21 protein-coding genes and 1 tRNA gene are annotated in these 18,904 nt (G+C 63.0%); 10 read left to right on the top strand and 12 right to left on the bottom strand.

All coding sequences use genetic code 11. The features are described 5' to 3' along the window. The first annotated feature begins 106 nt into the window (after positions 1-106). Positions 107-280: a hypothetical protein gene (locus ATN38_RS23160; protein WP_003943953.1), complete on the top strand. Its 174-nt coding sequence runs from the start codon at positions 107-109 to the stop codon at positions 278-280. A gap of 98 nt (positions 281-378) precedes the next feature. Further along, positions 379-1,866 carry a DUF1254 domain-containing protein gene (locus ATN38_RS23155; protein ID WP_242430844.1) on the top strand — a complete coding sequence of 496 codons (1,488 nt, stop codon included), beginning with the start codon at positions 379-381 and terminating at the stop codon, positions 1,864-1,866. Positions 1,867-1,918: 52 nt separating this feature from the next. Here the strand turns inward: ATN38_RS23155 and ATN38_RS23150 are convergent. The 4 genes from ATN38_RS23150 to ATN38_RS23135 form a co-directional block, all read right to left on the bottom strand. Beyond that, a tRNA-Ser gene (locus ATN38_RS23150) sits at positions 1,919-2,009 on the bottom strand. 56 nt (positions 2,010-2,065) lie between these two features. Continuing rightward, a complete protein-coding gene (locus tag ATN38_RS23145; RefSeq protein WP_003943869.1) occupies positions 2,066-2,257 on the bottom strand; it encodes a CsbD family protein in 192 nt (63 codons plus the stop codon). Positions 2,258-2,395: 138 nt separating this feature from the next. After that, positions 2,396-2,857, bottom strand: a complete 462-nt coding sequence (locus ATN38_RS23140) for a nucleoside deaminase (protein ID WP_003943976.1) — start codon at positions 2,855-2,857, stop codon at positions 2,396-2,398. Continuing rightward, the gene (locus ATN38_RS23135; protein ID WP_003943823.1) at positions 2,858-3,397 is read right to left on the bottom strand and encodes a tRNA adenosine deaminase-associated protein; all 540 of its coding nucleotides are present in this window, start codon (positions 3,395-3,397) and stop codon (positions 2,858-2,860) included. It lies immediately after the preceding gene. 48 nt (positions 3,398-3,445) lie between these two features. Here ATN38_RS23135 and ATN38_RS23130 point away from each other — a divergent pair, with 48 nt between their 5' ends. Next, a complete protein-coding gene (locus ATN38_RS23130) occupies positions 3,446-4,420 on the top strand; it encodes a prephenate dehydrogenase (RefSeq protein ID WP_031332706.1) in 975 nt (324 codons plus the stop codon). Positions 4,421-4,446: 26 nt separating this feature from the next. Here ATN38_RS23130 and ATN38_RS23125 read toward each other — a convergent pair whose 3' ends face one another. Continuing rightward, positions 4,447-5,034, bottom strand: coding sequence for a putative glycolipid-binding domain-containing protein (locus ATN38_RS23125; RefSeq protein WP_073512852.1), 588 nt, complete (start codon positions 5,032-5,034; stop codon positions 4,447-4,449). Positions 5,035-5,272: 238 nt separating this feature from the next. On the opposite strand from ATN38_RS23125, the gene ATN38_RS23120 reads away from it, so the two are divergent. The 6 genes from ATN38_RS23120 to ATN38_RS23095 all read left to right on the top strand — a co-directional run bounded on the left by ATN38_RS23120 (position 5,273) and on the right by ATN38_RS23095 (position 11,015). Beyond that, a complete protein-coding gene (locus ATN38_RS23120; protein ID WP_030535749.1) occupies positions 5,273-6,418 on the top strand; it encodes a DNA cytosine methyltransferase in 1,146 nt (381 codons plus the stop codon). Then, positions 6,415-7,275 (top strand): hypothetical protein, encoded by an 861-nt coding sequence (locus ATN38_RS23115; protein ID WP_030535750.1) that lies wholly within the window; start codon positions 6,415-6,417, stop codon positions 7,273-7,275. The genes ATN38_RS23120 and ATN38_RS23115 overlap by 4 nt, the downstream gene beginning before the upstream one ends. A gap of 10 nt (positions 7,276-7,285) precedes the next feature. Beyond that, positions 7,286-7,690, top strand: a complete 405-nt coding sequence (locus tag ATN38_RS23110) for a very short patch repair endonuclease (protein WP_042921136.1) — start codon at positions 7,286-7,288, stop codon at positions 7,688-7,690. 10 nt (positions 7,691-7,700) lie between these two features. Continuing rightward, positions 7,701-8,390 carry a DUF998 domain-containing protein gene (locus tag ATN38_RS23105; RefSeq protein ID WP_218748737.1) on the top strand — a complete coding sequence of 230 codons (690 nt, stop codon included), beginning with the start codon at positions 7,701-7,703 and terminating at the stop codon, positions 8,388-8,390. Between the two features lie 79 nt (positions 8,391-8,469). Beyond that, on the top strand, positions 8,470-9,714 hold the full coding sequence (locus ATN38_RS23100; protein WP_218748736.1) for a S9 family peptidase: 1,245 nt from the start codon (positions 8,470-8,472) through the stop codon (positions 9,712-9,714). Between the two features lie 98 nt (positions 9,715-9,812). Next, entirely contained in the window at positions 9,813-11,015 is a 1,203-nt protein-coding gene (locus tag ATN38_RS23095) for a DUF6461 domain-containing protein (RefSeq protein ID WP_030535753.1), read from the top strand. 73 nt (positions 11,016-11,088) lie between these two features. Here the strand turns inward: ATN38_RS23095 and ATN38_RS23090 are convergent, their stop codons facing one another. Continuing rightward, positions 11,089-12,267: a cation:proton antiporter gene (locus tag ATN38_RS23090; protein WP_030535754.1), complete on the bottom strand. Its 1,179-nt coding sequence runs from the start codon at positions 12,265-12,267 to the stop codon at positions 11,089-11,091. 357 nt (positions 12,268-12,624) lie between these two features. Here ATN38_RS23090 and ATN38_RS23085 point away from each other — a divergent pair, with 357 nt between their 5' ends. Continuing rightward, a complete protein-coding gene (locus tag ATN38_RS23085) occupies positions 12,625-13,179 on the top strand; it encodes a DUF4352 domain-containing protein (protein WP_051720817.1) in 555 nt (184 codons plus the stop codon). Positions 13,180-13,265: 86 nt separating this feature from the next. Here ATN38_RS23085 and ATN38_RS23080 read toward each other — a convergent pair whose 3' ends face one another. The 6 genes from ATN38_RS23080 to ATN38_RS23055 all read right to left on the bottom strand — a co-directional run bounded on the left by ATN38_RS23080 (position 13,266) and on the right by ATN38_RS23055 (position 18,901). Next, the gene (locus tag ATN38_RS23080) at positions 13,266-13,895 is read right to left on the bottom strand and encodes a pyridoxamine 5'-phosphate oxidase family protein (protein ID WP_042447707.1); all 630 of its coding nucleotides are present in this window, start codon (positions 13,893-13,895) and stop codon (positions 13,266-13,268) included. Then, entirely contained in the window at positions 13,892-14,707 is an 816-nt protein-coding gene (locus ATN38_RS23075; protein ID WP_165638730.1) for an ABC transporter ATP-binding protein, read from the bottom strand. The genes ATN38_RS23080 and ATN38_RS23075 overlap by 4 nt, the downstream gene beginning before the upstream one ends. After that, positions 14,704-15,756, bottom strand: a complete 1,053-nt coding sequence (locus tag ATN38_RS23070; protein WP_151097620.1) for an iron chelate uptake ABC transporter family permease subunit — start codon at positions 15,754-15,756, stop codon at positions 14,704-14,706. Before ATN38_RS23070 ends, ATN38_RS23075 begins: the two co-directional genes overlap by 4 nt. Next, complete coding sequence (locus ATN38_RS23065; RefSeq protein ID WP_218748735.1) at positions 15,753-16,796, bottom strand: iron ABC transporter permease; 1,044 nt, start codon at positions 16,794-16,796, stop codon at positions 15,753-15,755. The genes ATN38_RS23070 and ATN38_RS23065 overlap by 4 nt, the downstream gene beginning before the upstream one ends. Further along, entirely contained in the window at positions 16,793-17,827 is a 1,035-nt protein-coding gene (locus ATN38_RS23060; RefSeq protein ID WP_218748734.1) for an iron-siderophore ABC transporter substrate-binding protein, read from the bottom strand. Before ATN38_RS23060 ends, ATN38_RS23065 begins: the two co-directional genes overlap by 4 nt. Positions 17,828-17,983: 156 nt before the next feature. Beyond that, positions 17,984-18,901 carry an AraC family transcriptional regulator gene (locus ATN38_RS23055; protein ID WP_080712703.1) on the bottom strand — a complete coding sequence of 306 codons (918 nt, stop codon included), beginning with the start codon at positions 18,899-18,901 and terminating at the stop codon, positions 17,984-17,986. Positions 18,902-18,904: the final 3 nt, after the last annotated feature.

The following is an 18,904-nucleotide window of genomic DNA, read 5'->3' as shown; positions in this document are numbered from 1 at the left end:
CGGCCCCCAGCCTGGAATGCCTGGGCCGTGCGCATCGAATCATGCATCGATCCCGATGCGCACGGTCTGCCCGAAACACGAATCACACCGATCGAGGGAGCTCGCGATGGCGGACCTGACGCTCCTGACCGACGACGAGTTACGCGAGCGTCGGATCGCCCTCAGTCGCTCCCTCACTACCGCAGCAGATTTGATCCCCACCCCGCCACCCTCGTTCTTCGAGAAGCTGAAGCAGGACATCGATGCCGCCGCTGCAGAGTGGATCGCCCGCCGCTCCTGAACATTCGAATTGCGCACACAGAACCGGTTTTCGATTTCCTCACCGGTTCACCCCGCAAGGGTGATGATGCAGCGGACGGTCACCGGCACCATGACTTCATGGACTCCCCGACCGACTCAATCGCACAAGGTTTCACGCCGGCACACGCTCAACTGGCGAGATCGGCCGGAGTTCCAGCAACGCTCGCCGCTGAGAGTTACGTGGAAGCCCTCGCCCGGATCGTCTATTACTGGGGCTATCCAGCTGTGGACACCTTCGGCCGTACAAACATGTGGGAGATCATGGATGGCAAGACCGGACTCCAACTCGGTCTTCTGCCAGGCGCCGCCAAGAATTACACAGGTGCCCTCACCGACTACATGAGCCCGGCGCAGCGGTGGGTCGTCTCACCCAACAACGACACGATCTACGGCGCAGGATTCGCCGATCTCACCGACGAAACCGCAGTGATACAGACCCCGACCGAGGTACCCGACGGCCATTACTGGACTATCCAGATCGTCGACGTGCTGACCAATGTGACTCACCAACTTGGTTCGGCGACAGGCACTCCCGGCGGAAAGTTCCTTCTGGTCGGACCTGATTGGGATGGCGAGTTGCCGGAAGACTTCCTCGATGTGCTTCGATCACCGACGAACGTGGCTGGTGTCTTCCCTCGCAGTTTCGCAGCACGTTCCGAGGCGTCCAAGCAGCAGGCGCGGTCGGTGCTCGACCAGATCGGCATGTACCCGTTCAGCGAGGATCGCCCCGGCCCGCGGTCCTTCGGCTACGAGGCCCACGCCGCGAACTCGATCTACCCTCAGGGCGTCACCGCCGAAATGTTGGCGGCCGATCCCGACGCCAGTCGACCTCAATGGGTGAAGCCGGAATCTTTCTGGACCGATCTTGCAGCAATGCTCGATTTCAACCCGACCATGGGCGCAGCAGACACCCCGATGGCTGATCAAGCCAAGACGCTTGTCGCACTGCATCGTTCGGACAAGTCGTACCGAGCGCTGCTCGACCGCGCCGCGCTCCGCGCCGACGTCGCCCTCCATCAATCGGCGAGCTACGTCCAAACCGGGGTCGACGCAGGCAACGGATGGCAACGGCAACGCAACAGTGGCCTGTGGGGCACCGACTGGTTCGGACGGGCGCTCGCGGCCGTCATCTACATTTACGTCAACGACTTTCACGAGGCTGTCTACCTCATCCGGGGTACCGACCACGACGGAGCGTTGCTCCACGGCCGCGAGCGGTACACCATGACCTTCACAGAAGACGCACTCCCACCCGTCGACCGCAGTCGCGGCGGCTTCTGGTCTCTGACCATGTACGACAAGGACGCATTTATGCTCGCCGACGCACCGGGTAACCGCGTCAACCTCGGCACCGTCAATCTCGACGCGGGCGATCTCGTCTTTCGTGACGGGAAGCTCACCTTGCACCTGTCTCACGACGAGCCGACCGATCCGGATGCTCGTGCCAACTGGCTACCCGCTCCGCACGACGAATTTCGACTGATCATTCGCAGCTATGTCCCCGACAAATCAGTCCTCGATGAAACCTACCGATTCCCTGACGTCGTCCGAGCAACGGGACTATAGGCGCCACCAAGCACAAAAAAGCTCCCCACCTGCGTGAACAGGTGGGGAGCTTTGGCGGTGGCGGAGGGATTTGAACCCTCGGACGGGGGTTACCCGTCACACGCTTTCGAGGCGTGCTCCTTAGGCCGCTCGGACACGCCACCGTTGGTGACTTTACCGGATGGAGTGCCCGTGGCTGAAATCGCCAGGTGGAGCGGTATTACGTGAGCTTGTCCTTGATGCTGGAAGCGGCGTCCTTGACCTTCTCGCCTGCATCCTTGACGGCCGATTTCACCTGGTCGCCCTTGCCTTCGTTTTCGAGGTCCCGGTCACCGGTAGCGCTGCCAGCAGCTTCCTTGGCCTTGCCCCCGAGGTCTTCGGCCTTGTTCTGAGCCTTGTCTGCGATTCCCATGAGTACTCCTCTGTGAACGCGAACGAATCGCCTTCCGACGATCCGCCGATGCCCTGACGGCATCTGCCTCCACCATGCCCTCGATTGATGGATCCGGCTACCCGAGTGTGCGATCACTCTCGATGGGGAATACCGAATTCAGGCCCGCTGCTCGCGGAAGAAATCTTCCAAAAGCCCAGCGCATTCGTCCTCGAGGACCCCGCCGCGCACCTGCGGCCGATAGGTCAATCTTTTATCTCGAACTACGTCCCATAATGATCCGACGGCTCCGGTTTTCGGCTCCCACGCCCCGAAAACGACCCGAGAAACCCGGGCGAGGACCAGAGCGCCCGCACACATCGTGCATGGCTCGAGGGTCACGGCAAGCGTCGCACCTTCCAGGCGCCAGCCGTCACCGTAGGTTTTTGCGGCAGCACGCAACGCGAGGATTTCGGCGTGCGCGGTCGGATCGGACGACGCTTCCCTGGCATTGGAGGCCCGAGCAACTTCAACGCCGTCTGCGTCGAACACCACTGCCCCGACCGGGACGTCTGCGTCGGAGGCGGAACGTGCGGCCACGATGGCCGCACGGATCATGCGCTGGTCGTCAGCGAGAGTCATCTAGCGCGGGAGCTTGTCGAGCGCTGCGCCGAACTCGGATGCGAACCCGAGTCGCTGCGCGATCATCCCCAACTGCTCGTCCGGATAGAGATCGGTCTCGGCCGCAATGACGGCGAGCACGGGTTCCGGCAGGCCCAGATCGGCCAGCACGGACAGATCGCCCTCTTCCCAGGGTTCGACATCGTCGAGGTCGTCCGGGTCGATGTCGGGGATCTCGATGTGCAAGGCGTCGAGGACGTCGGCTGCGATGTCGTAGTCGATGGCGGCGGTCGCGTCGGAAATCAGCAACTGCGTGCCCGACGGCGCCGGACGCAACACGATGAAGAACTCGTCGTCGACGTCGAGAAGACCGAAGACGGCACCCGAACTTCGCAGCTCACGCAGCTGCGTTTCGGCGGCCGAGAGCGAGGTCAACGCGTCGGGCGTCAGTGCCTTGACCGTCCAACGCCCCTCTTCACGGACCACCGCGACACCGAAGCCTTCAAGCTCCTCCGACTGGTTCGAAGAGGCGCTCTTGTTACCCGCGCGCTGTGCACCCATGGCGCAACGGTAGCCCGCCTGGTGCCAGTGAGTGAAGTCCGAGCATCGATGTGCCAACCTGAACTCGTGTCTGCGATCGATTCCGCCCCACCAGTCTGCGTTCTCGGCCTCGGATTGATCGGCGGTTCGCTACTTCGCGCCGCCGTCCGATCCGGCCGCCGGGCGTGGGGTTACAACCGTTCCAGCGAGTCCGCCGACGCGGCCCGAGCCGACGGTTTCGACGCCGACACCGATCTGGTTTCAGTGCTGCAGAGAGCAAACGAAAGCGGCGCGATCATTGTGATCGCCGTGCCGATGCCTGCCGTCGACGCCACCTTGGAGGCAATCGCCGCGCATGCGCCCGACAATCCGATCACGGACGTCGTCAGCGTCAAGGGTGAAGTGAAGGCCGCGGTCGAACGAGCGGGCTTGAGCGCCAAGTTCGTGGGCGGTCATCCGATGGCGGGGACGTCAGCTTCGGGTTGGGCGGTCGGGGATGCCGATCTGTTCGTCGACGCGGTATGGGTCGTTGCCACCGACGAGGGCGTCGACGCAGACGTGTGGTCGCAGGTCGCCGACCTCGCGCTCGACTGCGGCTCGGTCGTCGTGCCGGCCGAATCTCTGGAACACGATCGAGCAGTCGCGCGAATCTCGCATCTGCCTCACCTGCTCGCGGAAACGCTTGCGATCACCGGAGCTGCCGGAGGCGAACTGGCTCTCGGGCTGGCTGCCGGATCATTTCGCGACGGCACTCGCGTGGCCGGGAGCGCTCCTGGCCTGGTGCGGGCGATGTGCGAGGGCAACCGCGACGCCCTGCTGGTCGCGCTGGACGAGGCGCTCGACCTTTTGCAGGGCGCACGTACCGATCTGCTCGACAACGGCTCGACGGCACGATTGGTGGACGCAGGGTTCGCGGCGCGCGGCGCCTACGAGTCGCACGAGCGGTGGGACATCGAAGACGTTCAGGCCGGAGAACCCGACTGGATCAACCGGATGCGAGACGCCGGTCGACGCGGCGGCGTCATCCGGCGATCCGCAACCTAGAACTACGCAACCTGGAGATACGAAACCTAGATACGAGTTGCCAGACCCGGGTAGTCGAGGACAAAACCTTCGGTGTCGACGGACAGCGTCGAGCTGGACACCGGGGACAGCACACTGATTCCGTCGGCGCCGGAGCTGTAGGTGATGGTCGCACCCTCGACGCGCAGGTCGAGGAGATTGACGTAGACGACCGGGACCTCGGCGTCTTCGATGTCGTTCTGCAAGCCGACGCGGCGGATGGGCAGCGTGTTGAAGAACGGGCTGAGGATCACGTCGACATCGAGTGCGCCATCGAACGCAGAGCGCTGGTGACTGGCGCCGTTCTCGACCATCCAGGTGCCTTCTTCGTCCCGGCTGATCGACATCTGACGCTCACCGGCGGCCAGGGCGGTCCGCACGGACAACCGGCGGGTGATGCCGGCCTCGTCGGTGACCAGGTCGTACGACGCGCTGAATGCCGGGTGCTCACTGCAGGCTCCACCGATGATCCGGCCGGAAGCCTTGATGCGATTTCCGTTCAGCTGCACACGAACAGACTCCATACGAGGAGCGTTGTGGGCCTGCCAGGTCAATACCGCGGGCCAGGACGCGTCACCGGAAGGTTGGATGCTCACCCGACCACGGTAATGGACGAACGGGCACGGAGCACCGCTGGTTCGGGTTATTGCTTCGATCAGGGACCTTTTAGGGACTTCGATCGGCCCCGAAGATCTCGATGTAAGGCGTTTCACAACGGTTCTTCCGTAAGGAGCACGCCGCGGACCGAATAGTTGGCAAACGGTGTCGGAGTTCTCGAGTACCGTGCTTCTAGGTCGGTTCGTGAGGAAGGGTGCTGTGACGTCGTCGCGGAGCATGGTGGGTTTGTTTGCCGGTATCGGTGGTCTCGAGTTGGGGCTCTCGGAACATGGGTGGAACACCGAACTGCTGTGTGAAATCGATCCGGGCGCGCAGGCAGTTCTCCGTTCGCGTTTCGCCGACGTGCCGTTGCACGGTGACGTCACCAAACTTCGCGCGCTGCCCAGTGACATCGAATTGGTGGCCGCCGGTTTCCCCTGCCAGGACCTCTCTCAGGCCGGCAAAACGGCAGGCATCACCGGCGCACGCTCAGGCCTGGTGGACGAGGTGTTCCGTCTGGTCAAGCGTAAGAAGGGCCCGCGCTGGCTGTTGATCGAGAACGTTCCGTTCATGCTCCAGCTCGGCAAGGGCGCCGCCATGCGGCACATCACCGACGCCCTCGAAGACCTCGGATACACCTGGGCGTACCGGGTGGTCGACGCCCGCGCCTTCGGACTCCCCCAGCGTCGCCAGCGAGTCATCATGCTTGCCTCGCGCACAGACGATCCCCGCGAAATCCTGTTCGGCCAGGACGCCGGCGAGCGCCTGGGTGGCGATCCCGCGGACTACCCCTGCGGCTTCTACTGGACCGAAGGCACTCGCGGTCTCGGATGGGCCGTCAATGCCGTGCCGACGCTCAAGGGCGGCTCGTCCGTCGGCATCCCCAGTCAGCCGGCAGTCCGGTTGCCGTCAGGTGAGATCGTCACTCCCGGTCTAGTCGATGCCGAGCGACTGCAGGGTTTCGATCCCGACTGGACGCTGCCGTCCGTCGAGGTTCCCGGCCTACGCCACAGCCATCGCTGGAAGCTCGTCGGCAATGCCGTGAGCGTGCGGATGGCGTCGTGGGTCGGTGGCCGGTTGAGCGATCCCATCGAATACGACGCCGCGGGCGAGACGCCACTCGAACCGGGCGACGCCTGGCCGAGTGCGGCCTGGGGCCGTAACCGCCAGGCCTTCCGCGTCCATACCTCGACCTGGCCGGTCCAGTACGACTACGAGGATCTGAGCGGCTTCCTCGAAGACACGCGGTTGCTGTCGGCTCGGGCCACCGCAGGCTTCCTCAAGCGCGCACGCATGGGTAATCTTCGGTTCATCCCCGGTTTCATCGAGGACGTCGAAAGCCATCTCGAGCGGATGGGCGGATACCCCGAGGCCGCAGCATGACGGACTCGCTGTTCCCCGAACCTGAAACGCTGTTTTCCGAGCCGGAACACGAACCACTGTGGAGTGCACTGCAACTCGCGGGCGACAAGCCCCCGGCCGACGCCGATCGCGGCGAGAAGAAGAACTACGCCCAGCGACTGTCCAATCAACTGGCACAGACGGTGGCCGACGCTCTGCGTCCGCTGTATCCCAACATCACCCCGACGGCGTCCGGTGAAGGCCAGGAGGCAACAGTCGATGTCGCCAAGGGCCGAAAGCGCTTGGACGTCAAGGCACTCGACCCCACTCTCGGCCTGATCCTCTGCGTCTCCATCAAGACGTACAACTTCCAGGACTACAGTCCCCGCAGCGGCAAGCTGGGACGGTGGACCAAGAACATCGTCCGCAACGACCACGAATTGCGTGGCGAGGCAATGGTTCTGCATCAGCGTCAGCCGTACAGCGTGTTGGTCGCCGTCATGTTCGAGCCGTACGCCACGTGCGACGACGGCGACCCGACCAAGACCAGCGACACCGGCAAATCCTCTTTTGCACACCACGTCACGACGCTCTCGAAGCGCTCGGGCCGGGGCAAGCGCGCGGTGGTCGGCGTTCCGGGAAAGGCCTGGGTGGATCTCGGCGCCGAGGACACCCGCTACGACCTCTTCGAGAAGGTCTACATCGGACTCTACGAACCCGATGGCGCAGTTCGGTTCTTCGACGTCGACGAGCCGCCGCCGCGCAACGGACGCCCCACCGAAGCTCAGACGCTCTCGTTCACCGACTTCGTGACCGTCGTGCACGGTGAAGTGGAGCGTCGCAACAGGTTTGCGCCCACTTGGTCCGATCCCGAAGACGGCGAAGATTCCGACGGCTGAGGGAACCACGGTGCCTGCGACGGATCCTGCCACCAGCGCTCGGATGAGCGCTCAGCGTCGGCGCGACACCAAACCCGAAATCGCACTTCGACGCGAGCTGCATCGACGCGGACTCCGGTACTTCGTGGATCGGGCGCCTGTCAAAGGTGTTCGCCGACGGGCCGATCTGGTATTTCCACGCCGCAAAGTCGCGGTGTTCGTGGACGGATGCTTCTGGCACAGCTGCCCGCAGCATGCGACGTTTCCCAAGAACAACGCGCAGTGGTGGACGGACAAATTGGCCGCCAACGTGGTTCGAGACCGCGACACCGATGCACGTCTGGCAGAGCAGGGTTGGACCGTCATCCGCGTCTGGGAGCACGAAGATCCGCTGGTAGCGGCCGAACGCGTCCAGAAAGCCCTGCTCGGTCCGTAAGCTCGATTTCGTGAAGGAACGCAACGTTGCGCGGTGGGGTTTGGTGGCTGCGCTGGCTCTGGGCGGAATCGTCTACTCGTCGTGGATTCTCGAATTCTTCCTGGACACCGGCCTCGACCCGGTGACATCGTTCCTCAGCGAACTCGATGCCGAGAACCAGAAATACCGCGATGTCTTCGGTAACGCCGATGTCCTGTCCGCAATCTTGATGTTGATCTCCGGAGCGCTGGGTCTGCTGATCACGCCCCGGCGAAGGCTCTACGTCACGGGCTGGATTGCGCTGGCGGTGTTCGGCATCGCGACCATCGCCGACGCGTCGTTCCCCCTCGAATGCTCGGGCGAGGGTTGCCCGTCGAGCGCACCCGACGGTCTACTTCCGCAGCTCCACCATGTTCACGCGTTGACGAGCAGCGTGGCGGTCTTCGCGATCTTCACCGCGATGATCGCATTCACCGTGGGAGCGTTCAGGTATCGCGAGCACCCTTCTTTGCGGACGGCGGGTCTGACCATTCTGATCCTGACTTCCCTTGCGACGGTGTGGATGTTGACGACCAACAGCATCGAAGTCTCCGGCGGCGGTAATCTCGGATTGGGTATCGCTCAACGTGCGCAGGTGCTGGGAATGTCGTTGTGGTTGTGCACCCTGGCATTTGCGATGTCGAGGCCGCCATCCACCGGGCTCCCGGCGTCGCCGCGCTGACAGGTTTTCCGGCAAGCGATTCGGGCGATCCTGGAACTACAACTGAAAATGGCTGCCCCGAACTAGCGAAGGTGTGCCCATGTCTCTCGCGTCGTCGTTCTTCGCCCATCCGCACCAGGCGTTCACTGCTGGTTTCTATCGCAACGAGTCCTTCGACTTCGAGCTACGAGTCGTTCTCGGGCAAGCCACCTTCGGCGCGGCAGACACCGGCGAAGTGCTCTCGGCCATCGCTCACGTCGGCGAGAAGGACCTCGAAGGCTGGTACGAGGCCTGGTTCGACCTCGGTACACGGGTATTCGGGCAGGCCGATGAGGCAGCCGAGGCCGGGCATTCGCGAAGCGCGTCCAACGCGTACCTGCGGGCGGCGTCGTACTTCGGTGTGGCGATCAACGCCGTCGACGGTCTCAGCGACGATTCGGTTCTGGTCCCCACTTTCAAACGTCACCGACAGGCGTGGGACCGCTTCGTCGACACCACCTCCCAGCCCGTCGAACGCGTCCGGATCCCTTACGAGGACACCTACCTTCCCGGGTACTTCTTCCGGCCGCCCGGCGACGTGCGACGGCCGACGTTGATCATGGTGAACGGTAGCGACGGCCCAATCAGCGGGCTGTGGGGCAGCGGCGGTGCCGGGGCGCTCGAGCGGGGCTACAACGTGTTGATGTTCGACGGCCCCGGTCAGCAGTCGATGCTCTTCGAGCGCAACATCCCGTTCCGTCACGACTGGGAAGCCGTCATCACGCCCGTCGTCGACTATCTCGTGGACCGGCCGGACGTCGATGCGTCGAAGCTGGCGATGTACGGGATCAGTCAGGGCGGGTACTGGGTGCCGCAGTCGTTGGCGTTCGAGCATCGGATCGCGGCAGCGATCGCCGATCCGGGGGTCGTGGACGTGGCCGCGTCGTGGCTCGCCCACATCCCCAAGAACATGCAGAAGCTACTCGACGAGGGAAAGTCGGAGGCCTTCGACCGCGACATGGCGATAGGGCTGGGAATGAAATTCTCCAAGGACAGCGCCCGAATCTGGCGTTTCCGAGCGCGTCCGTACCTCGCCGACGGCTACTACAACACTCTCGCCGAGGTTCGGAAGTACCACCTCGAACACGTCGCCGGCTCGATCTCCACTCCCCTGCTCATCACCGATCCGGAAGACGAGCAATTCTGGCCCGGTCAATCCAAGCGCCTTGCCGCCCTATCCGGCGGACCGACGTCGGTGGTTCCCTTCACCGCTGCCGAGGGCGCGAACTTCCACTGCCAGCCCATGGCGAGGCGTCTGACGGATCAGCGGATGTTCGACTGGCTCGACGAGCAGTTGGATCTCTGAATCAGGCCCTCGAATCAACGATCGAATGATGGCGTATTTGCTGTGCGCTCGATGGAGTTCGGCATTCGTCGGGTATCAATCTGTGGAAGCGTGCGAGTGTGCCTACCTATCACGACTATGTGTGGATTCAGCAGTACCTCAACACGAGCCTGTCTCTCGGGTACTGCGCTGCACTCATCCCTCGGTCCACTCCCGCACAGGTGTTGAGTGCCCTCGGCGCCGACGAGAACACACAATCGGAGGCAATCGGGATCGCCGAACTCGGCGAGGTGATGTCCGATCTCACTGAACAGCCCGAGACAGCCGGGGCTGGGCAGGTAGTCGCAGTCGCGGCGGTGGGCGACGACAGCACACTGTTGATGCAGATCAACGGCGGTTCCTTCGCTATCTCGGAAGAATTGATGCGGCCCCTTCTATCCGATCGCGAGGTGGCTTCGCACTATCTCAGCGTCAATGCCGACAGCCAGTTCATCTGGTGGTCGAACGGCACACGCGTGGCTGAATTCGAACTCTTCGGATCCAGCCCGGTGGTCGGGGACGATCGGATGGTGGATTTGATTCTCGATGTCGGCGGAATCGGAATCGACGATGACGCCCAAGGCTATGCAGGTGAGCATGCGTTGGAGGGCGCCTTTGCTCTCGCCGAGCAGATCACCGGCGTCGCAGTCCCCGCCTCGCTATTCGTGGAAGGCCAATTTATGGTGGCCGTTGTCCCCAAGTCAGGACAGTCCCCCTCGGCAGATGTGCCATCTGAGGCTTCTCCGCGAAAGTCGCCCGCTGCGTGGAGCGAGGTAGCGCGACGTTACAAAGCGGCGGAACGGATTCCGCTACATGGGGTGATGTTCCGCGGGCGACCCCCCGGCGGTCGTCCCTCCGTGCGACTCGAATTCTGGTTCAAGCCGCGCACCTGCATCCGTCTCGAAGACGAGCAGGGAGTGCTGTTTCTGCAGAACCGACAGAAGCAGACGTGGTTCCGCACCGACGGGGTCCTCGAACGACGAAACGGCGGATACAGTCTCGACATCCATATCGAACAACTTCTCCAGATACACAGAACCTGGCCGTACACACCTTTCGCCGACCTACGCCCACCCGACACGACAGGGCGGGAAGTAGAGGTCGACGGGCGGAGAGCGTGGGAATTCGCGATGCCACCGGATTGGGCCGGCCGTGATGCCACGGTGGCGTTCGACGCGGAAACCGGGATCCCTTTGCGGTGGGCGGACCGAACGGGCAGCCATGAGATATCGGCGCTGGAAACCGGTATCGACGTCGACGACGGCTTTTTCTCCGGCCCCTGATAATCGAAGCAAGCGAAGCGTCTGACGGATCAGCGGATGTTCGACTGGCTCGACGAGCAGTTGGATCTCTGAATCAGGACACTTTCTCTTTCTTCGACAACAGAGTGGCAATCATCGGCAACAGCAGAACCGTGATCGCCCCGGCCGCGACAAGAATCGACGCGTTGTCCGAGGACATCTGATGCGCGTCGACGGCCGCGCCCGTGACCGCCACGATCATGGGCAGGCCGGTAGCCCCGTACAACGCGACTTGCGCACTTTCGCGCGTGGTGAAGGGTGGTTCGACCTTCTCGAACTTGGTCACGAAGAACACCGGCACGCCGCGGACTACAACGATCAGGATCAAAAACGCAATCAGTATGCCGGGACTGGCGGCGACCGCCGAGACGTCGATCGCCATGCCTGAAGTGATGAAGAAAATCGGGATGAGGAACCCGAAGGCGATCCCGTCGAGCTTGATCTCGAGGCGCTCGTCGCCCTCTGGCATCAGTCGCCGCAGGATGAAGCCGGCGGCAAATGCACCGAGAATGACGTCGAGTGAGAACACAGCCGACAGCACTCCGAGGCTGACCAACAACAGAACGGTGAGGCGGACCGTCGTCTGCGCCGTCGTGTCCGCCCCTGCCCGCACCAGGCGATGTGTCCACGAGCCTTCGTGAATCAGCTTGCCGGGCAGCACCGCAACGATGACAGCGATCAAGGCGAAGACGGCAAGAACGATCAGCGACAGCACGGCACCACGGGCACTCAGCAGCACCGCCATCGCGACGACCGGCCCGAGCTCGCCGACGGCCCCGTGGTTGAGGACGGTCTTACCCAAGCGTGTGTCGAGGAGTTTGTTGTCCTTGAGGATCGGCAGCAGCGTGCCCAGAGCGGTCGACGTCATCGCGATGGCAACAGCGGCTTCGGCGGAGATCACGTTCCTCATGCCAAGCAGCGCGACCACCGTGAACGCCAGCGCGAGGCAGAACAGCCACGTGTAGAGCGCTCGACGTCCGCCGCGCCCACTGAGTTCCTGTCGGTCGATCTCGTAGCCGGCGAGCAGGAACAGCATGCCGAGGCCGAGTTCGCGCAGGATGCCGACCGCTTCGCTGTCAGCTGCGATGTTGAGGGCGAACGGCCCGACCACTGCGCCCGCGACCAGTAGCAACACCACTTCGGGAACCAGTCGACGCGGGATCAGGCCCGCGACTATCGGCGCAATGGCCGCGATCAGCGCAATCCAGAACAGCGAGGAGGCAATTGAAGGCACGGATCATTGTCGGACAAAACCGACCACTCTGCACACATTGCGACCGGTCAGTCTGGTAGAAGTATCGAATGCTCACCTAGTAATGCGTGAGCAATCCCACGTGAAGGAACGGCCATGACACAACCCCCGCAGGACCCTAACCAGCCATATGGCCAGCCGCCTCAGCAGCCGTACGGGCAGCAACCCCAGCAGCCCTACGGACAGCAACCACCGGCTCAGCAACCTTATGGACAGCCTTATCCAGATCAGTCTGGCGCGCCGTTCCCGGGCCAGTACGCTCAGCCGGCCGGTGGATTTCAGCAACCGCCGCCTTCACCGGCGAAAAAGAAGAAGTGGCCATGGGTCGTCGGAGGCATCGTGGCGTTCTTCGTGATTGTCGCGATCGCCACTGGCGGCGGGGACAAAGACAAGGAAGAATCCGCCGCGGCCCCCACAACCACGCAAGCCGCGGCCAACGGTGCCTCCGTGGCCGCAGTTGCCCCGGCCGAAGCTCCCAAGGAAACGAAGTCTTCGAATCCCGGAATCGGCGAGGAAGTGCGAGACGGAAAGTTCGGTTTCGTCGTGACGGGTATCGAGACCGGCCTCACGACGATCGGCGACAATCCCTACTTGCAAGAGCAAGCTGAGGGTCAGTTCGTACTCGTTCACGTCGAGATCACGAACACTTCCGACAAGCCCCAGGCTTACTTCGGATCCAATCAGACCTTGATCGACACCGAAGGTCGCGAGTTCACCAACAACACGATGGCAGCGATCAATATCGACGCCGAAACCGCGATCGGCGGCGACATAAACCCCGGCATCACACGGAAGACCACCATTGTCTTCGACATCCCGACCAGTGCCACCCCCAAGGAGATCGAGGTACACGACTCGATGTTCTCCGGTGGCGCCACAATTTCGCTTCAGTAAACCCGGAACAGTAAGAACGACGGTCTCCACCAGTTGACGATCAGCTGGTGGAGACCGTTCTCCTGCGAAAGGCCAACGGACTGAGGTCAGTACAGGTACTTGCGGTACGCCTCTTGTCTGGCGGGTTCGAGGTCCTCGACGCGCAGGCTGTGTTGCTCCGCCATCATGTCGCGCAGACTCGGCACCTCATCGGATGCGGGCCACGTCGACGGATCCCACAGCTTCGCCCGCAGAATTGCTCTCGCGCAATGCAGATACGCCTCGTCGATCTGCACGATCACCGCAAGCTGTGCAGGCTTGCCGTTCATCGCCATCGAATCCAACAGATCAGGATCGGTGGACAGAGTCGCCGTGCCGTTGACGCGCACGATCTCGTCGTGCCCGGGCGCGAGAAAGAGGATCCCCACGTGAGGATTCTCGATCATGTTCCGGTACGAGTCGGCGCGCCGGTTGCCCGGACGATCCGGGAGCACCAGTGTCTTCTCGTCGGGGAAGAGAACCTGACTGACCAAGTCTCCGCGCGGCGAGCAATCGCAATTTCCGGCCGCATCGGATGTCGCGAGCACAAAAAACCGTGCCTGCTCGATGAATTCACGGATCAACGGAGTCGTGTAAGCGGTCTGCTTCTCCATGATCGTCGGATGGGGCTGTCCGAGAATCGCATTGAGTTGTTCCACGGATTCGATCCGCCCGCCCGGGGCGTTCGACGCCGTCACGTCGACACGTCGTCGAGCACATGGTGGCGCCCGAGCGGCAACACCAACGGCTTACCCGACATGGGGTCGGGGATGATTCGGCTCTCGAGACCGAACACGGTGCGGACGTTGTCGCTCGTGAGCACCTCGGCAGGATCACCCGCCGCGTAGACCCGGCGATCGGCCATGGCGACGAGGTAGTCGGCGTAGCGGGCGGCGAGATTGAGATCGTGCAGAACCATGACAATCGTTGTACCCCGAGTCCGGTTCAGGTCGGTGAGCAGGTCCAAGACCTCAACCTGGTGGCTCACGTCCAAGAAGGTGGTCGGCTCGTCGAGTAGAAGCAGATCGGTTTGTTGGGCGAGCGCCATCGCAATCCACACACGTTGGCGCTGACCACCGGAAAGCTCGTCCACCGATCGTTCGGCCAATCCGGTTGTGTCCGTGGCCGCAAGCGCCTCGGCGACAGCTGCGTCATCCTCGCGGCTCCACCTCGACAGCACCCGCTGATGTGGATGACGACCACGGCCGACGAGATCGGCGACAACTATCCCTTCCGGTGCGATCGGTGACTGCGGCAGCAGACCGAGCGTGCGAGCGAGCTTCTTCGCAGGCAGGCGGTGAACATCCTTGCCGTCCAACAGAACATGACCGCTTCGGGGACTGAGTAGCCGCGACATCGACCGCAGCAGTGTCGATTTGCCGCACGCGTTGGCGCCCACGATGGTCGTGATCTTTCCCGGCGGCACCGCGAGGTCGAGCGATTCGACGACGGTCCGTCCTCCGTAACCGAGTTCGAGGTTTTCGACAGTCAGAGTATGGAATTCGGTCACAGCGAACCTCCCGTTCGGTTGGAGCGAATGATGAGGTAGACGAGATACGGCGCTCCCAGCGCGCCGGTCACCACGCCAACGGGGTAACGGGTGCCGAAGGCGTACTGTCCGCAGAAATCGGCAACGAGCACCAGCAGCGCTCCGACCAGCGCCGACGGAATCAAAAGTGATGTTCCCGGACCGACGATGCGGGCGGCAATGGGGCCGGACAGAAATGCGACGAAGGCGATGGGCCCCGCAGCGGCAGTGGCAAAGGCGATGAGTCCGACGGCCGCAATGATCGTCAGAATGCGCGTTCGTTCCACTCTGACGCCGAGCGCTTGTGCTGCGTCGTCACCGAGCTGGATGGTCGAAAGGTTGCGCGATTGGCTCAGCAGCACCGGCCCGAGCACGACCAGCGCCAGGAGTACGGGAACCGTCGAACCCCAGTTGGCACCGTTGAGACTGCCGGTGAGCCAACGCATCGTCTCCTGCAGATCCCACGCGGCGGCGGTACTGAGCAGGTAGGCGGTGACGCTGTCGAGCATCGCGGCGATGCCGATACCGATCAGTATGAGCCGAGTGCCCGCCACACCGTCCCGGAAAGACAGAACGTAGATCAAGACTGCGACGCCCAGACCGACAGCGATAGCAAAAACCGATACCTGTGAACCGCCGAGTGAAAGCGAGATGATCGCGAAAGCCGCTGCAGCGCTTGCGCCGGAGCTGATTCCGATGATGTCGGGGCTCGCGAGCGGGTTGCGCAGCATCGTCTGGAACGTGATGCCGCCCAAGCCGAAACAGATTCCGGCGACCACAGCGAGGACAGCGCGAGGCAGCCGGAGGCGGCCGACGGTGAACGAGGCACCAGGCACGTTCTCCCCCAGCACGACCCGAAGCACATCTGACGGCGAGTAGAAGGTTTTTCCCACCATCAGAGTGACCGCGAAGGAGGCGACGACGAGGACCATCAGCACGGCAATCACGATGCGGCGGCGTCTACCTCGTCGGATACGGCTTGCTCCGACTGCGTCGACCTCGACTTCGGGAGTAACGAATGTAGTGGTCACAGCTCACGTATTTTCTGACGGCGGACTATGTAAATGAAGAAGGGCGCTCCGATGAGCGCGGTGATGATGCCGACGTCGATTTCGCTCGGCCGGGCGACAATTCGTCCGAGAATGTCGGCGGCGACCAGAAGGGCGGCACCTGTCAGCGCAGAAAACGGTAGTAGCCAACGGTTGTCAATCCCGATCAACAACCGGCACAGGTGCGGGACGACCAAACCGACGAAGCCGATCGGTCCCGCGATGGCAGTGGCCGCACCGCAGAGCAACACTGCACCGAGCGCTGCCACTGCACGAACCACCGCGACGCGTTCGCCGAGACCTGATGCAACCTCGTCGCCGAGCGCAAGAGAGTTGAGACTGCGCGCTGACAGCAGACAGATCACGCAGCCGACAATGAGGAAAGGCAGACCCTGCCGGATCACCTCGAAACTCGCGCCACCGACGCCGCCGATCTGCCACGAACGAATGTTGCCCGCAATATCGTTTCGCGGCAGCATGATCGCAGTGATGAACGAAGCAAACGCAGCCGATGTTGCGGCCCCGGCAAGAGCCAACTTGAGTGGCGTGGCTCCACCTCGCCCGAGTGACCCGACCACGTAGACGAACAATGCCGCCCCGGCTGCACCGAGTACGGCCACCCAGATCATGCTGGTCTGGGTCCACAATCCGAACCACGCCATTCCGATCACCACGGCGAGCGAAGCGCCCATGTTGACGCCCAGGATTCCGGGATCCGCCAAAGGGTTTCGGGTAATCCCCTGCATCACCGCGCCGGCAAGACCGAGCGCAGCACCCACGACGATCGCGAGCACCGTCCGCGGAATGCGCTTGGCAATCGCACCCTGACCGATATTGTCGGTGGAACCGCCAAGTGCGGCAACGATGTCGGACCAATCGACCTCACGAGAGCCGATGACGATCGAGGCGCACATGAGCACCGCGAGGACCACGAGAAGGGCGATCAGCCACAGCGAATTGCCGAACGTCGGGCGCCGCGTATCGCGAGCGCCCGACGTCGAATCCTGCGAGGTTACAGTCACTCCGACTTTCCAGCGGCCCCGGCGAGCAGATCGACGTAGTCGCCGAGTACCCACGAAATCGCGAGTGGAGTCGGGTTGGCCGCCGTTCCCATCGGCCCGGTTCCATTGAGGAACACGATCGCGTTGTTGGCGACGGCAGGCATCTGCGAGAGCAGCGGGTCAGCCTTGAGTGCGTCGACAAGTGCCTGGTCACCGTAGGTGACGATCAGTTCGACGTCGTCGAAGACGTCCACACGCTCCGCACTGACCTTCTTCGAGAACTCACCACCCGTCGAGGCGTCGGCAACGCTCTTCGGCGTCGAAAGTCCGAGGTCCTCGAAGAACGCGGCGCGCGTGTCGTTCGCCGTGTAGAAGCTGACCTGGCTCAGATCAGCGGTGTCGACGTGCGTCAGGAACATGGTTGCCTTGCCTGCAAGCTGCGGATGCGCGGCAACCTCGTCGGCGATCTCCTTCTCGATGGTGGAGATCAGTTCCTGCCCTTCGGATTCCATGCCGAGGCCCATGCTGTTGAACTTGATGACGTCACGCCACGACGTCGCCCACGGCCCCTCAGGATACGCCACAACCGGAGCGATCTCACTGAGAGTGTCGTAGTCCTCCTGCGTCAATCCGGAGTATGCGGCAAGAATGACGTCAGGGTTCGTATCGGAGACGGCTTCGAAGTCGATGCCGTCGGTCTCGTCGAAGAGCACCGGCGGCTTCGCGCCAAGGTCGTCGAGCTTTTCCTCGACCCACGGCAGCATTCCGTTGCCGTTGTCGTCACCGAAAGTCGCCGCTGCCATTCCGACGGGAACCACGCCGAGAGCAAGGGGCACTTCGTGATTGGCCCAGGCAACGGCGGCAACTCGCTCCGGCTTGGCGTCGATCGTCGTAGTTCCGAAAGCGTGCTCGATCGTGACAGGGAAGGAGCTGGATCCGCTTCCGGCGCTGCCGCCGTCGGCGGTCTCCGAGGAGTCGGAACTGCAAGCTGTCATGCCGAGGGCGACTGCGACCGCTGCTGCGGCCACCGCCAAGAAGCGTTTTGAACGCATGAAAACAGAACTCTCTCGAGAAGGGGTACGGCCCTCAACCCGGCTCAATCAGGCACTTAGGTGAGGTTTGCCTAAACCGTATACGGGAGGGCAATGTGGCGCAATCGCGTGTTTGGGACACCCCGTGTAGCGATCGAGACAAGGTGTGATGGCCGATCAGCTAGCCCGGAACATCCCTGGTGTAGCGCCGGTAGTGCGCCGGAATGCCGCCCCGAATGCGCTGGTCGAGTGGTAGCCCACACGCTCGGCAACCTCTTGTAGATCCAAGCCGTGGGCAAGAAGGGTCACCGCTCGTTGGGCGCGCACAGCCGAGACCCACTGCCCGAAACTCATCCCGGTCTCCGACCGAAATACCCGGGTGATGGTTCGCGGGCTGACACCGAGGAGCCTTGCCCAGTCGGACAGCGTTCGCATGTCACTCGGATCGTCACCGATCGCATCGACGATGGGTTGCAGAAGTGGCGAGTCCGGCACCAGCACCAGCAACTCGTTCGGCGACGGTGCCAGCACGTCGATCACCATCTGCTCCGTGAGCGAGCGTGAAGAGGTTCCGAGTGAATCGTCTGCCAGTCGCTCGAGGAGGTTCCGCAGCAGCGGAGTGACCTCGATCGCCACCGGCACGTCGGACAGAGAAGGAACTGACGCGATGTCGAGCTGAGCGGCCCGATACCAGGTGCCGGCCGGCGCGATCGCCGAGTGCAGGACGCCGGCGGGCATCCACAGACCGACGGTCGGCGTAATGGTCCACGTGCGCGATCCCACCGTGGCGCTCGACGCTCCCCGCTCGTTCCACAACAATTCGTGAGTCGGGTGCGAGTGCGCATCCCACCGGGTCTCGCGGGAGACAAGTTCGTCCATGCCCGCAATGACAAAGGGCACCTCGACCGCCCCCGCCGAGTAGACCGGGAGCGTCCGACTGTCGACGGTCTCCAACGGGTTCTCCTCGGTTCGCGTGGCTGCTCCGCAGAAAGCATAGGTCGCGGGGATCGGTTGTCGGTTCCCACGATCGCGAGGATCACCGCCCGAAATCGCCGAGGTGACCTCACACACATTCAAGAATTGCGTATGCACCACAAC

The sequence above is a fragment of the Rhodococcus sp. FH8 genome (assembly GCF_019266085.1).
GTDB classification, from domain to species: Bacteria; Actinomycetota; Actinomycetes; order Mycobacteriales; family Mycobacteriaceae; genus Rhodococcus_F; species Rhodococcus_F qingshengii.
The sequence above is the reverse complement of the archived record's forward strand: the minus strand, read 5'-3'. Positions and strand labels throughout refer to the sequence as shown.

Excerpts from the sequence above, each read along its gene's own strand:
- ATN38_RS23115 (WP_030535750.1), top strand. The coding sequence starts at position 6,415 with ATGACGGACTCGCTGTTCCCCGAACCTGAAACGCTGTTTTCCGAGCCG.
- ATN38_RS23155 (WP_242430844.1), top strand. The coding sequence starts at position 379 with ATGGACTCCCCGACCGACTCAATCGCACAAGGTTTCACGCCGGCACAC.
- ATN38_RS23100 (WP_218748736.1), top strand. The coding sequence starts at position 8,470 with ATGTCTCTCGCGTCGTCGTTCTTCGCCCATCCGCACCAGGCGTTCACT.
- ATN38_RS23160 (WP_003943953.1), top strand. The coding sequence starts at position 107 with ATGGCGGACCTGACGCTCCTGACCGACGACGAGTTACGCGAGCGTCGG.
- ATN38_RS23145 (WP_003943869.1), bottom strand. The coding sequence starts at position 2,257 with ATGGGAATCGCAGACAAGGCTCAGAACAAGGCCGAAGACCTCGGGGGC.
- ATN38_RS23135 (WP_003943823.1), bottom strand. The coding sequence starts at position 3,397 with ATGGGTGCACAGCGCGCGGGTAACAAGAGCGCCTCTTCGAACCAGTCG.
- ATN38_RS23130 (WP_031332706.1), top strand. The coding sequence starts at position 3,446 with ATGTGCCAACCTGAACTCGTGTCTGCGATCGATTCCGCCCCACCAGTC.
- ATN38_RS23140 (WP_003943976.1), bottom strand. The coding sequence starts at position 2,857 with ATGACTCTCGCTGACGACCAGCGCATGATCCGTGCGGCCATCGTGGCC.
- ATN38_RS23060 (WP_218748734.1), bottom strand. The coding sequence starts at position 17,827 with ATGCGTTCAAAACGCTTCTTGGCGGTGGCCGCAGCAGCGGTCGCAGTC.
- ATN38_RS23120 (WP_030535749.1), top strand. The coding sequence starts at position 5,273 with ATGGTGGGTTTGTTTGCCGGTATCGGTGGTCTCGAGTTGGGGCTCTCG.